At 57.7% G+C, this 12350-nt stretch carries 11 protein-coding genes; 10 read left to right on the top strand and 1 reads right to left on the bottom strand.

The features are described 5' to 3' along the window. The first annotated feature begins 25 nt into the window (after positions 1–25). The 4 genes from BN1241_RS00360 (at position 26) to BN1241_RS00350 (ending at position 4353) form a co-directional block, all read left to right on the top strand. Positions 26–2239 (top strand): molybdopterin-containing oxidoreductase family protein, encoded by a 2214-nt coding sequence (locus BN1241_RS00360; protein WP_230198229.1) that lies wholly within the window; start codon positions 26–28, stop codon positions 2237–2239. 300 nt (positions 2240–2539) lie between these two features. Then, complete coding sequence (locus tag BN1241_RS00355; RefSeq protein WP_187117571.1) at positions 2540–2839, top strand: hypothetical protein; 300 nt, start codon at positions 2540–2542, stop codon at positions 2837–2839. A 47-nt stretch (positions 2840–2886) separates the two neighbouring features. After that, on the top strand, positions 2887–3009 hold the full coding sequence (locus BN1241_RS13370; RefSeq protein ID WP_261795450.1) for a hypothetical protein: 123 nt from the start codon (positions 2887–2889) through the stop codon (positions 3007–3009). Between the two features lie 771 nt (positions 3010–3780). Next, complete coding sequence (locus tag BN1241_RS00350; protein ID WP_054951782.1) at positions 3781–4353, top strand: superantigen-like protein SSL4; 573 nt, start codon at positions 3781–3783, stop codon at positions 4351–4353. A gap of 140 nt (positions 4354–4493) precedes the next feature. On the opposite strand, the gene BN1241_RS00345 is transcribed toward BN1241_RS00350, so the two are convergent. After that, positions 4494–5447 carry a carbohydrate kinase family protein gene (locus BN1241_RS00345; RefSeq protein WP_054951781.1) on the bottom strand — a complete coding sequence of 318 codons (954 nt, stop codon included), beginning with the start codon at positions 5445–5447 and terminating at the stop codon, positions 4494–4496. Between the two features lie 244 nt (positions 5448–5691). Here BN1241_RS00345 and BN1241_RS00340 point away from each other — a divergent pair, with 244 nt between their 5' ends. From BN1241_RS00340 to BN1241_RS12665, 6 genes are read left to right on the top strand one after another with little or no spacing between them, the layout of a single operon-like run. Beyond that, positions 5692–7224 carry a sodium:solute symporter family protein gene (locus BN1241_RS00340; RefSeq protein WP_054951780.1) on the top strand — a complete coding sequence of 511 codons (1533 nt, stop codon included), beginning with the start codon at positions 5692–5694 and terminating at the stop codon, positions 7222–7224. Next, positions 7221–8498: an AGE family epimerase/isomerase gene (locus BN1241_RS00335; protein ID WP_054951779.1), complete on the top strand. Its 1278-nt coding sequence runs from the start codon at positions 7221–7223 to the stop codon at positions 8496–8498. The genes BN1241_RS00340 and BN1241_RS00335 overlap by 4 nt, the downstream gene beginning before the upstream one ends. Then, the gene (locus tag BN1241_RS00330; RefSeq protein ID WP_054951778.1) at positions 8498–9241 is read left to right on the top strand and encodes a 6-phosphogluconolactonase; all 744 of its coding nucleotides are present in this window, start codon (positions 8498–8500) and stop codon (positions 9239–9241) included. The genes BN1241_RS00335 and BN1241_RS00330 overlap by 1 nt, the downstream gene beginning before the upstream one ends. Then, the gene (locus tag BN1241_RS00325; RefSeq protein ID WP_054951777.1) at positions 9234–9989 is read left to right on the top strand and encodes a sugar isomerase domain-containing protein; all 756 of its coding nucleotides are present in this window, start codon (positions 9234–9236) and stop codon (positions 9987–9989) included. The genes BN1241_RS00330 and BN1241_RS00325 overlap by 8 nt, the downstream gene beginning before the upstream one ends. After that, positions 9986–11110 (top strand): N-acetylglucosamine-6-phosphate deacetylase, encoded by a 1125-nt coding sequence (locus BN1241_RS00320; protein WP_077138204.1) that lies wholly within the window; start codon positions 9986–9988, stop codon positions 11108–11110. The genes BN1241_RS00325 and BN1241_RS00320 overlap by 4 nt, the downstream gene beginning before the upstream one ends. Continuing rightward, the gene (locus BN1241_RS12665; protein WP_054951775.1) at positions 11107–12327 is read left to right on the top strand and encodes a neutral/alkaline non-lysosomal ceramidase N-terminal domain-containing protein; all 1221 of its coding nucleotides are present in this window, start codon (positions 11107–11109) and stop codon (positions 12325–12327) included. The genes BN1241_RS00320 and BN1241_RS12665 overlap by 4 nt, the downstream gene beginning before the upstream one ends. Positions 12328–12350 lie beyond the last annotated feature (23 nt).

Below are 12350 nucleotides of genomic sequence, written 5' to 3'. Positions count from 1 at the left end.
CTTACACTGCGCCCTCTTGATCCACGTGGAAGACGGTCAAGTTAAGAAGATTACGGGCGATCCGAACTTCAACATCATGGCCTGCGGTCGAGGCACATCTCGGATCAACCAGCTGTACAGCCCGCACCGACTCCACTACCCGATGAAGCGGGTAGGAGAACGTGGGGCCGGGGAATGGGAACGCATTTCCTGGGACGAAGCATTAGACACGATCGCCGACAGAATGAAAACCATCCGGAGTGAGAGTGGAAACGAAGCGTTTCTACCCCTGGGTGGAACCGGCAACTGGTCCTCACTTTCGACTGGAATATCAGGCCTCTTTTCCGCCTTCTGGAACCGCTTTGGCGGGGCAACTCCGACAATTTCCTCACTGTGCTGCCCAGGCGTCACCGAGGGCTTCAATGCCGCCTTGGGCGGAAACCGTTCAGAATTCCGCGATGAGTGGATCCACTCCAGGTACTTCATAGCATGGGGAAACAACCCTGCCGTTTCCAATGTCGGATATTTCAAGAACATCGTTGCGGCCCGGCGAGATAATGGCGCAAAGCTAGTCACGATCGATCCTCGACATAGCGAAACTGCCGGGCACTCCGATATGTGGCTACCCATTCGTCCCGGAACGGATGTTGCTCTAGCACTTGGAATGATCAATACGATCATGACCGAGAAACTCTTCGATGAAAGCTACGTCAAGGAGCACACGAACGCTCCGTTCCTAGTCAAGCTCGGCAAAGACGGGATTGACCTTGAGGCTGAATCGAAGAACTGGACACCCGGCACAGAACTTCCCATTAGTCTCCAGGACCTGGAACTCCTCACCACATCGGGTGACGGCGATTCGGAGAACCCCACGTTCTTTGTTTGGGATGAAGAAACAGGCAAACATGTGCCATCAAGCCAGAGCGATATTAAGCCCGCACTGTATGGCTCCTTCGAGATAGACAACGCCAAATACCAGCCGGTCCATCAGTGGATGGCAGCGATCGCGAAACGGTACACTCCCGAGGCCGTCGAAGCGCTCACGCAGATTCCTCGCTCGGATGCACTGAATCTCGCCCGAGAATACGCCGCTGCCAAGCCAGCTACCATCATTCAGAACATGGCAGGCGCTCAACGCACTGACCAAGGAACTCTCCTTGTTTTGAGCCACATCTACCTCGCCGCACTGACGGGCAACATCGGCGTACTTGGCGGCGGGGTGAACGACAATGGTGGTGTCACTCAATTTGTGCCGATTGGTTCCCCCGTTCCATTACAGGACAATCCCCCGATCGAACCAATTCCCCAGACAGCGGTAGCCAAATACCTGCTCGAAGAAAAACCGCACAAGGTCCGTATGCTTTACGTGGCTGGCACGAATGTCATGACCCAGCACCCCGATACGAACAGCATGATCGAGGCATTTGAGCGCATGGACTTTGTTGTCGTCCAAGATCCCTTCATGACCTCCACGGCAAAGTACGCAGACATCGTGTTACCAGCCTGCACTTCGTTTGAGACTCGAGACGTTCTTGCCGGGATCCGAAGCCGCTACATCCAGCTCATGGAGCAAGCAATCGAACCACTCTATGAGTCCCGGAGCGATCACTGGATACTGACCGAACTCGCCAAGCGACTAGGCTTCGGTGAAGATTTCGACAGGCCGATCGATGATCTGATCCGCAATGTACTCGAGCCAACTGGCGTATCACTCGAAGAAATTGAGAAAGGGCCCGTGCTCGTCGCACCAGAGAAGTGGATTCCATTCGGGGACAAGAAATTCAACACCCCCTCCGGTCGGATCGAGTTCTTCTCCACCTATTTGCAGCAGAAGGGTTTTGACCCAATCCTCGAATACAAGGAGCCAGTTGAGGCTCCCTGGGTGGACCGAGAACTCGCGAAAAAATACCCGCTCCAACTGGTCAATAGGCGCAACCATAATCAGGTCAATTCAAGCTTTATTCACCACCAGAACTTGACGGAGATCTGGCCGGGACAGGTAGTGCAAATTAACTCGTCAGACGCTAACCAGCGCGGGATCGTTCACGGCGGGAAAGTCTCGGTGTTTAACGACAGGGGAACGATGGAAGCGACTGCAGATGTCACAGACCAAATACGTCCGGGCGTCATTAGTGTCACAACCGGTTGGGGCATCACCAATGAGAAGGAGAATCCTAGCCAGCTGACACCTAGTAAGCTCGACCCAATCTCGCTTGGACAGACATTGAATTCCTCCATGGTTGAGGTCAAACTCCAGTAGAGTTGCCAGCCAAGAGAATACTGGTGGATCTCGGGTAAAGCTCAAGATCCACCAATATTTCTGCCATCAGTTCACGCTCCCAGACTCCGTACGCACCTCGAACTCAATGCACCATCGCAACTGACTTGTAGAACGTTTCATTTGAGTTTTAGACATGTTTTCGATGACGGGACTCGGCGTTTATTTTGGAGACCTTTCGTTGGGGTGCATGTTCCGACGAATTGAGTTTGCATGACTTTGGATCGTTCAATACCCGCTACCAAGAAAGCTTTTTCTCCGAAGCGCTTTTCGAGATATCAGGTGAAAATTGCGCTACGCAATCGTGCAACCTTCATGGGCGTCGTAATTGTCATGTTCTTCGGATACATGATTCTTGCTGCCGTCTTCTCCCTCCTCCTGTCGTCAGTCCAGGCGGGGTGCGGCAATGCGTTCCGAACGGATAGAAGCGCACGTGACTGGACCGCCTTCTCTCGACACAGAGTCTTTACTTCGGATGTGTCCCCCATTAGTTTCCGGGATCCACTCGCCAATACCTTGGTCCTTGCTCTCGTCACGGTCTTCTTTTCCTTCCTCATTGGCGTACCGACACCTTTCCCCTGATGGAGGACGAGCCTGCTGGGGAGAAAGTGGAAGGAGCCGAATCAGCGATGCGGGAGCGCGACCTTGAGGTTGTGGTCGCTCACGGAGGTAGCAATCCAGCAACGCCCGTAAAGAAGTTAAACCCGATGCTGGAACTCAATGTTGAGGGAATTATTGTCTTCTCCTCGTAGTTATCGCGATCGCCGCTCAAAAGCGGTCGCGAATTTGCTTCCCACGGTCGATATGTCGAGTTATACGGATCCCCCATAGAACCTCGACACCGTCACCTCAGATGATGAGCTGGGCGCCCGTGTCGTATGCCAGCACCTCCCTCCATTGACGCCTAGTAGATCGCCTACGTCACCCACTCTCAGAGCACTACGAGCAAGGCACGGAGGCAGGGTATAACTGAGAGCGCCTTCCGCAACCAGCTCGCACCCCTGACTGACCAGTACATCGAGAACTGGGATACAGCGAAACTTGTCGACGTCATCATCAGGCAAGGATTGGAAGGTATCGTGGCCAACAATGACATGACAGGGGCGAGGCTCTAGCCTTTCCCGGTCCTCTACCCGTCTCTCACAACCGTGAATCAGCCGCGAGGGGGACACAGGGCATAAGGCGATTGACCTACTCCGTAAGGGCATCTCGGGCCGTTCCGAGCCAGCGCATGCTCTCTTCCAACCAAGCTCATTGTTGGTGGAGCAAAGACGCTCGCTCACCGAGGCACATGCCTTCTTTTCGCCCTTTCTCACGCCAGTCAAATTTCATGCACCTGTGTGCAGTCGAGGTGCTTTGCCTACCACGACAGTGTTTTCTGTCGCTTACTCCTTCACTTCTCCTCAATCACGGCCTCTCCACTGTCGCTGACTCATTCGTAGTGAAAGACTGTGCCAGGTGAGGGGACCTGACGACGCTTGGGTGATCTCAAGAGGAATCCCCTGGAAAGAGGTCTGACTCCGATGAGGAAAACACGGTTACTGCCAGTCGCGGCGAGTAGCGCGCTCGCCATCACCCTCGCTGCCTGCTCCGACAGCACCGATGAAGCGACGACAAGCGAGTCGAACTCCGCCCAGGAAACGACCGGTGAGAGCAATCAGCCCACGCCCGTCGATCCCAGCCCATCACCTGTTGACCCCGAACCGTCTGACACGACCGTGCCGGCCGACCCCACGGAGACGGCCGAGCCGACTGAGCCTTCCGAAACATCGGATCCGCCGCAGGAGTGGGAGACAGAACCAACCGATTTCTCGGTTCCCACAGATCCTGTCGAGTACGCGGACGCTCTCGTGGTGTCTTGGGGAAATGGGTACACGAATACCATGGAGGAGTTCGCAACTCCGGAAGTTATTGAGGTTCTGGGCGAGCAGGGCGGGCCCAACTGGCAGCGCACGGCGAGCGATGGCGGTGCCGGTTCAGTATTCGTAACCTACACGAATCAGGAAGACGGACGCACCCTCGAATTACGAGTGATCAACGAGGTCGCCAGCCAAGCCGGCCCACAGGGCGTAGTCGAAGCCAAGCTCAGCGAATAGTAGGGCGATCGAGTTCATACTCACGTAGCGAGGTAAGAGAATACAGTGGTGGCCTCGAAAGACTTGCTTTCGAGGCCACCTACCTATCAACCTACTCACTATTCGCAGGGAGAGTGAGGCCCCGCGAGCAGTGCCCGCATTTAGACACGAGGGAGGGTATCGGCGAATGCCTTCGCCTGTTCGTAGGATTCGAGAACCGCATCGGAGCCCAGCCCCTGGGCGACGAGTGAACCGCAGGCCATGCCCAGGCGAGCAGCTTCTTCCACCGGCTCACCGTCAAGGAGACCGCGGATGAGGCCGGAGGCGAATGCGTCGCCACAGCCGGTCGTGTCAACGACATCGACCTTCGTGGTGGGGTAGCGACGATCGATGTCGTCCTTCGTGCTGATGCTGACGCCCTCGGCACCGAGGGTGATGATCGCGGTCTTGACGCCGCGGTCAAGGAACCATCGAGCAGCATCCGCGTAGTTGTCCGCACCCGACAGGAGCAGGGAGTCATCGTCGGAGGGCAGGATGTAGTCCACGTAGGGCAAGCAGTCATCGAGTGCCTCGTGGTCGGAGTCGGAGCCCGTGGGGAGCAGGTCAAGGGTCACGATAATGCCCTTTTCCTTGGCGCGGCGAAGGAAATCGACCGTTGCGGGGCCGTCGATGCCGGGCATGAGACCCACTCCACCGAGGTGGAGAATCTCGATGCCCTCCAGAATGTCATCGGTCAGGTCTTCCGGGGAGATCTTGCCGTTAGCACCAACAACGTGGAGTGCGGGACGGCTACCGTCGCGGCGGATGTTGAGCATCGAGGCAGAGGTCGGAGCTGATGCATCTACGCGGAGGTTCGTGACGTCAACGCCCTCCCCTTCCATCGTGGACCGAACGAACTGGCCCAGAGCATCGTCGCCAACAACACCGGACGTTGCGACGGGAACTCCGAGGCGAGCAAGGTTGACTGCGGGTGCAGCGGCGGTGCCTGCCACGGTCAGCTTGATCTCATCAAGCAGGGTCAGTCCCTGGCCATCGGGAATCTTGTCGACGTACCGTCCGAGAACATCGGCGATGTGGAGTCCGAGTGTCCGGACGCGGGGTGCTTGGGCGTTCAAAAGAAACCTCCTCGTTTCGCTTTATTTGACAACTCCACTATATCTACCCAACTTACGATCGCCAAATCAACATATGTTGCCCCTTTTCGCTCACGGAAGCACCAATTTCGCGCTTGAACTTCCGACACCCCTGTCGAGATTGACTAACAGCTTGCCGTGCAAAGGTTTGCATGCCATGCTCTCGGAAACGCGTCAGTGATTGTGCAACGAAGCACAATACGCAATCAATGGAGGTGCAACGCGCATGAATTTCCTCGACTGGCTTGTTGTGGGTGCCTATTTCCTACTGATGGTCTACATCGGTTGGTGGGCCAAGAGCCGCATTAAGAATGCTTCTGACTTCTTTGTCGCCAGCGGCAAGATCCCCTGGTGGCTCGTTGGTATTTCGCACCACATGTCGGGCTACTCGGCAGCAGTGTTCGTGGGCTATGCGGCACTCGCATACACGACTGGTTTCTCCCTCTACGTGTGGTGGGCCCTGTCAATTACGGTGGCATGTACGATCGGTGCAATCTGGTTCGCTCCCCGCTGGCCGCGGTTGCGCAAGAAGTTGGGAATCATTTCCCCACTTGAGTACCTGTCCACTCGTTTCAATGTCGCTACCGAACAGCTACTCGCCTGGTCCGGCGCACTTCTCAAGGTCTTTGATGTCGCTGCGAAATGGTCCGCGAGCGCCATCCTCCTCTATGTTTTTGCCGGCATTCCCCTTGGCTGGGGAATCCTCCTCGTCGGTGGCGTCACCATGGTGTACTCGACGATTGGTGGTATCTGGGCTGACGTCTTGACCGACCTTGGCCAGTTCATCATCCAGCTCGTTGCAGCTATTGCTCTTGCGGTCGCTGTCATGACACGTCTCGATGGTGTATCGACTCCGTTCACGATGTGGCAGGAGCTGCCACCGGAGCATGCCCAGCCTTTCAACGGCAACTTGACTCTCTGGTTCTTCCTCGCCTACATCGTCATCACGACACTGTCGTACAACGGTGGTACCTGGAACCTGGCGATGCGCATGATCTCGACCGAAAACGGCAAGGAAGCTCGCCGCTCGATGATCTTCTCGGGAGCCCTGTACTTGATTTGGCCGCTGGTACTGTTCTTCCCCATGTGGGCCGCACCAATTATCCTGCCGGGTCTCGAAGATCCCGAACAGTCCTATGCACTGCTCACAACCGAGCTGCTCCCCCACGGGCTGATCGGCCTGGTTCTCGCCGGCATGTTTGCCCATACGATGGCCATGACCTCGTCCGACTCGAACGCCATCGCCTCGGTCGTGGTGCGCGATATCATCCCCATGTTCCGCAAGAACAGGTCGTTCCTGCCCGAGAAGACTGAGCTGTGGTTCAGCCGCTTCATCACCTTCCTGTTTATCTCCCTGTCGATGGGTATCGCCCTCGCCTCGGATAGCTTCGGTGGTGTCCTTGGCCTCCTCATTCTCTGGTTCGGCGCCCTGGTCGGCCCGGTCGCGGTGCCCATGCTGTTCGGCATGCTTCCGTTCTTCCGTAGGTCCGGCTCGTCCGCAGCTCTCATTTCCACCGCACTCGGACTCATCATGTTCGCGAGCAACCGCTACATTCTCGATGACTGGATCCCGACCCTGGGCAACAACGCGGATGCGTTCACGGTCGCTACACCGGTTCTCGTCACCATCATCTCCTTCACTCTCATTGGCTTCATCAAGCCAGAGAACACCCCGGAAACGGATGCTCTCATCGATTCCTTGAGCGAAGATGACGATGTTCCTGCCATTTCCCCAGAAAAGGAAACCCCGGCATCATGACCCGTTGGCAGAACCATCTCGAGAAGGAAATCCTGCCCTGGTGGGTCGAGCACGGAGACGACAACGGAAACGGTGTCCTCACCTGCTTCGACAATAACGGCGATCTCCTGGAAACAACCAAGTACACGTGGTCACAGGGCCGGTGGGCCTGGCTTGCGTCCGAGCTCGCAACCGAGGGCGAGAACGGATTCCTGTCCGTCAACCCCCGCCAGTGGCACGAGCGGGCGATCGGGACGGGGCGCTTCCTGTCTGCCCATTCTTTAACTGGGGATGGTCAGACGTCGTTCCGCACAACTCGGGACGGCGAGCATCTTCCAAGCGGCGCTGATGGGAACGTGAGCACCAGTGTCTTCGCTGACCTGTTTGCTGTCATGGGGCTGAGCGGTGCCATCCGCTCAGCCCTCGCCGAAGGGCGAGACGACACCAAACGGCACAACGACGACTCTGTCTCCGACTGGCAGACGCAAGCCAACTTGATTCTGCAGACCGCTCATTCGTCCATTCGTGATGGTTCTGCCCTGAGCGAGCCCTACCCTGTCCCGTCTGGGTTTCGTGATCTGGCGGGGCCGATGACTCTGCTCCATGCATCGTCCGAACACCTGAGGGCGGATGCTCATAGCGAGGTGGCGCGTGAGGCCCAGCAGTGGGCACTCGATGCGCTGCTGGGCAGGGGCGGGATGCTCCACCAGGATTCCTGGTGGGAGTTCCAACCTCTGACCCCGGATCGGAAGGAGACACTGCTCGCTCGCCACCGCACCCCCGGTCATCTCATCGAACTCGCGTGGATGATCATCCACGCCTCGATCCAAGCGCGAGAGCGTGGCGAGAATCTTCCCGTCGACATCGATCAGCTCGCGAGGCTCGCGCTACGGGCATGCGAAATCGGCTGGGATCCTCAGCAAGGCGGGATGCTCCGCTACACGGATCAGGATGGTGGGGTGCCAACCGGGCCACTCCTGGATACAGATCCCGGCCCCTACGAGAAACTCGTCCTCGAGACCTGGGATACGAAGCTGTGGTGGGTCCATTCGGAAGCCATGTACGGCACCGCTCTTCTCGCCCAGCTCACCGACAATTATGAGTTGCGCTCGTGGAGCCGGCAGATAAACGACTGGACCATGCGTGTCTTCCCCGAGAAGGGACACGAGTGGATTCAGATTCGCACGCGGGAGGGTTTGCCCCTTAATAGCGTGGTGGCGCTACCGGTGAAGGACCCGATGCACATTGCCCGCTCACTCCTGTTTCTCAACCGACTCACCAAGCAAGGACAATAATGGAAACATTTCCCCTTCACGTACATCCGTTCCCAACAGCACAGGAGGCTGGGCAGGTTGCAGGAAACCATGCAGCACAGATCCTCAACTCCGCTCTTCAATCCGGTGGCCGGGCACGGGTCATGTTGGCAGCGGCCCCAAGCCAGCTCCACACCCTCAAGACACTTACCCGGAGCGATCTCGACTTCTCACGAATCGATTTCTTCCACATGGATGACTATCTCGGACTCGACCCGGAGCATCCGGTTGGGTTTGGCAAGTGGCTCATCACCAACTTCCTCTCTTCCCTCCCTGCCGTTGGCAACTTCCACCGGATGGACATGAGCCTCCCACCGGAGGATGCGGCCGCAAACTATGCGGAGCTCATGGGCGATGCCCCATTCGACGTAACGCTCTGCGGGCTGGGTGTGAACGCGCACCTCGCCTTCAACGATCCACCCGCCGACTTCCATGCGCCCCGCTCGGTTGAGGTTGTCGACCTGTCGTACGAGTCCCGGAAGCAGCAGGTTGATGAGGGGCATTTCCCCGATGTTGACTCGGTTCCGAGCCAGGCAACAACCGTCACCATCCCGCGTCTCCTCAACGCGCACCACATCATCTGCTCCGTTCCCACTTCCGCGAAACGGCAGGCAGTCACCAATACGATTGGAAACGAGCCCGATCCGATGATTCCCGGCACCGCGCTCAAATTGCATCCCGATGCTCATCTCTACGTCGACAGGGAGGCTTACCCACATGACTGATTGGGGAAACACGTACTTTGACGCGGTCACGTCTCTCATGGCCACGATCCGCGATGAGGAAAAGGACAGTGTTGCTCGCGCCGCGGAGATCTTAGCGGAACAGATCGCCGCAGACCGCCTCGTCCACATCTACGGCCCCGGAGGGCACTCCAACCTGGCCTCTCAGGAAGTATTCTTCCGGGCGGGCGGTCTCATGCACATGTCAGCGATGCTGGACGAGGGCACACTCCTATCTTCGGGTGCGTTGCGCTCGATGGCGATCGAACGCACCCCGAGCTATGGAAAGGTCGTGGTCGACAACTATCACCTTGGCCCAGGCGATGTCCTCATCCTTGTCAATGCCTATGGCATCAACTCCGCGTTGATCGATGCCGCGCTGCGTGCCAGGGAGCTGGGAGTGACGACGATCGGGATCTCTTCCCGTCGCCATGCGGACTCAACCGCTCCCGATCATCCTGCCCGCCACCCGACCAAACACAACCTCCATGACCTCGTCGATGCTCACATCGATACGAAGGTGCCGATCGGAGACGCTCTCGTTGAAGTGCCAGGTAGCCTTGAAGCGAGCGGCCCCAGCTCAACCTTTGCGAATGCTTTCTCTCTCAACTGGCTGGTTCTCGAAACAATAGAACGGCTCGTAGACCGAGGTGTGGAGGTGCCGATCTGGCGTAGTGGGAATGCGCCCGGAGGAGACGAAGCAAACGGCCGGTTTATTGACCGGTTTACGACAAGGGTGAAGCATCTATGAGAACTGTGGTTGGGCGCGACCCGAAGACCGGAGAGGGCCTGTCGGTCACATACGGCGACAGGATCGAGTCGGTAGAAAAAATCGATGGCGAGGATCTTCCGTGGCTTTCTTCCGGGCTGATTGACCTGCAGGTCAATGGTTACGGCGGTTACGACGTCAACGGTGAAGAAGCATCAGTCGAGGCGATCGAAGCCATCACCCAGAAGCTTGTACAGGTGGGTGTCACAACCTGGATTCCCACCATTATCTCCGCCAGCGAAGAAACAATCTCACGGTCTCTCGCGATCGTGTCGGAGGCGAAGAAGAGCTCACCAATCATCGACCATGCCGTGCCTTTTGTTCATGTCGAAGGACCTTTTATCTCCGACCAGGACGGTCCTCGCGGCGCGCACCCACTCGAGCAGATCCGACCGATTGATTCTCGCGAAGTCGAACGGTGGATGGCACACGGCCCGCTCGGATACGTCACCGTGTCACCGCACTGGGAGAACTCGGCAGAGCAGATCCACCTCATCCGCAATCTTGGCATCCACGTCGCGATCGGCCACACTCACGCCACGACCGAGCAGATTCAAGAGGCAGCAACGGCAGGTGCGAGCCTTGCAACTCACCTGGGGAACGGGATCTTCGCAACTCTGCCCCGTCACCCAAATCCAATCTGGGCACAGTTAGCCAATGATCGTCTCGATGCTGGCTTTATTGGGGATGGTCACCACCTTCCACCCGAAACCCTGACCGCGTTGATCCGCGCCAAGGGAGATAAATCTTTCTTGGTCTCGGACTCGGCGATGCTTGCAGGCACCACCCCCGGCCGGTACAAAAACGATATCGGTGGGGACGTTGAACTGTTCGAGAATGGCCGGCTCGAGCAAACCTCGAGCGGGCTCTTGGCAGGCTCGGGAGTGAACCTGCTCAATGTTGTGCGCTATACGCTTGCGAATACTCCGTTCTCACTCGACAGAGTTTTGACGATGGCAGTGTCGCATCCGGCCCGGCTTGCCCAACGCATGGGAGCTAGCCCCAGGGGCAAGATCGAGGTTGGCTATCCCGCCGACATCATCACCCTCGATGATAAGGCTCAGGTTCTCAGCGTCATTCAGGCCGGAAAGACCATCCTGTGAAGGTCGCAGTTGCAACGGTGACGGTCGATGTTCCGCATGGAACTCCGATGGCCGGATTCGCCGCCCGGACCGGGACATCGACCGGAGTTCACGACCCTACGAGCATTCGCACCATCATTTTCGACACTGTGTCTTTCGTAGCTGTCGATGCGTGTGCGCTGCACGAGGACACGTGTGCACGCATTCGGGAGCGAGCCTTGAGGGAGACCGGGTTGGTCGAAGTGATCGTTGCTGCAACGCACACCCATTCGGGCCCCAACGTCACTCTGCGCGGACTTGGCGCTCACTCCTCCGAGGTGCTTCAGCAGGTCGTGGAGGCCGCGCACCGCAGCATTGTGACCGCATGGGAAGCACGAGTCGAGTGCAAGGTCGAATTCTCCAGCACGACCGGTGTTGGGATTGCGAAGAATAGGCGGGACGGGAGGGACGTCGATCCGCCCATCACCTGCCTGAAAGCAACCCACGACGGGACCGTTCTTGCCACGCTGGTCAGCTATCCCTGTCACCCCGTGGTCTTAGACGCCAAGAACACTCTCATCAGCGGCGACTACCCGCACTTCTTGCGCACTCAGGTTGAAAAGGAGCTGGGTGGAACCTGTGTTTTCATGACCGGATGTGCGGGTGACATCAATACTGGTCATCGAGCAGAAGACTCCTACCAAGAATCCGCTTCCTCATTGCGAACTATGGACGAGGCAGAACGGATTGGCCGGCTCCTTGCAAAGGCAGTCGCATCCTCCTCATTTGAGCCCATTGGAGACACTGTCACTAGCTCCTCGAACGAGGTCGCCGTTCCGCTGGAGAACTTGAGTCAAGCAGAGGTGAGGGCGAGAGCTATCGAGTGGCAGGAAGCTGTCGCTCAGTGGCAGCCGGGCAGTGAAGTCATGCAGATCTGGATTGATTGGGCGAACCGGTGGTCCCCCACCCACCCTCTCTCCTGGCAGGCACGCACGTGCCACATACAGATTGGAAACGCGTCCGTGTTGACCCTGCCCGGGGAACCGTTCCTGGATTGCGCTGTGCGCCTCAAGAAATACTACGGAGCTCGATCCATGGTCCTCGGATACTGCGACGGGGTACCGGGCTACTTCCCGGTCGAATGCGAGTACGACCGAGGCGGATACGAGGTCGTGGATGCTCACCGCTATTACGACATGCCGGCACCATTTGCGAAGGGTGCAGCCGAAGCTCTCCTCCAAAGCCTCGGGGTGACGTAGAGTGCCAGAAAGAATGGGGGTGG

Source organism: Flaviflexus massiliensis (assembly GCF_001375495.1).
GTDB classification, from domain to species: domain Bacteria; phylum Actinomycetota; class Actinomycetes; order Actinomycetales; family Actinomycetaceae; genus Flaviflexus; species Flaviflexus massiliensis.
The sequence above is the reverse complement of the archived record's forward strand: the minus strand, read 5'-3'. Positions and strand labels throughout refer to the sequence as shown.

Bases quoted from the DNA above. Each gene is read 5' to 3' on its own strand.
- BN1241_RS13370 (WP_261795450.1), top strand. From the start codon at position 2,887: ATGCGGGAGCGCGACCTTGAGGTTGTGGTCGCTCACGGAGGTAGCAAT.
- BN1241_RS00350 (WP_054951782.1), top strand. From the start codon at position 3,781: ATGAGGAAAACACGGTTACTGCCAGTCGCGGCGAGTAGCGCGCTCGCC.
- BN1241_RS00340 (WP_054951780.1), top strand. From the start codon at position 5,692: ATGAATTTCCTCGACTGGCTTGTTGTGGGTGCCTATTTCCTACTGATG.
- BN1241_RS00335 (WP_054951779.1), top strand. From the start codon at position 7,221: ATGACCCGTTGGCAGAACCATCTCGAGAAGGAAATCCTGCCCTGGTGG.
- BN1241_RS00330 (WP_054951778.1), top strand. From the start codon at position 8,498: ATGGAAACATTTCCCCTTCACGTACATCCGTTCCCAACAGCACAGGAG.
- BN1241_RS00325 (WP_054951777.1), top strand. From the start codon at position 9,234: ATGACTGATTGGGGAAACACGTACTTTGACGCGGTCACGTCTCTCATG.
- BN1241_RS00320 (WP_077138204.1), top strand. From the start codon at position 9,986: ATGAGAACTGTGGTTGGGCGCGACCCGAAGACCGGAGAGGGCCTGTCG.